1 protein-coding gene is annotated in these 1,059 nt (G+C 69.3%); it reads left to right on the forward strand.

The features are described 5' to 3' along the window. A partial coding sequence (locus MIC448_RS14805; RefSeq protein ID WP_036301497.1) for an IS1380 family transposase occupies positions 1–918 on the forward strand: 918 nt, incomplete at its 5' end. Positions 919–1,059: the final 141 nt, after the last annotated feature.

Raw genomic sequence — 1,059 nt, forward strand, 5'->3', positions numbered from 1 at the left:
GTCCGCGGCCTGAACGCCCTGTTCGCCACGGCGTCGACATCGCAGTCGGCGCCGGTGATCGTGGGGCAGCGGCTGCGGCAGGGGAAGACCGGTTCCCCGAAAGGCGCGGCCAGGATCGTCGCCGACACCCTCGCCACGCTTCGCCGCATGGACCTGGGCAGCAGTGTTCGGCCGTTGCTGCGGGCGGACTCCGCTTTCTACGGACACGCCACCATCGGCACGGCGATCAAGGCCGGCGCGGACGTGTCCGTCACCGTTCGGATGGACCCCGCGGTGAAGACGGCGATCGCGACGATCCCCGAGGACGGGTGGGAGACGATCGAGTACCCGAACGCGATCCGTGACGAGGTCACGGGCCGGTGGATCTCGAAGGCAGAGGTCGCCGAGGTGCCCTTCACAGCGTTCCGTTCCCGGAAGATCGCCGAACGGGTTGAAGGGCGACTGGTGGTGCGGCGGATCCCGGACCTGAACCCCAAGCAGGTCGAGCAGCCGACGCTGTTCGACATCTACCGGCACCACGCGTTCTTCACCACCACCGACAAGCAGACGATGGGAACCGTCGCGGCGGACAAGACCCACCGCGGGCACGCGATCATCGAGCAAGTTCACGCGGACCTGAAGGCGGGCCCGCTCGCTCACCTGCCCTCGGGAGTGTTCACCGCGAACAGCGCATGGCTCGTCCTCGCCGTGATCGCATTCAACCTCACCCGCACCGCTGGACTCATCGCCGACCGAGGCGGGCGGCTCGCCCGGGCAACGACCGCGACGATTCGCCGCACCCTCGTCTCAGTGCCGGCACGACTGGCGCGGACGGCGCGCCGCATCATCCTGCACCTGCCGGACGTCTGGCCCTGGCAGACCGCGTTCGACCGACTCTTCACCGCGACGCACGCACCACCACCGGCCGCGGCCAGCTGACCACCGCCGCCACCAGCGGCACGACCGACAACGAAGTGGACAACCGGGATGAGACGCCCGGAACTCACCCCTGCCCGCAGCCGATCACGCCGCGCCCATCACACCGACGCCACCCACCGAAGGCTCATCGGTGGATCGAGG

The organism is Microbacterium sp. C448, from assembly GCF_000582705.2.
Classification (GTDB): Bacteria; Actinomycetota; Actinomycetes; order Actinomycetales; family Microbacteriaceae; genus Microbacterium; species Microbacterium lacus_A.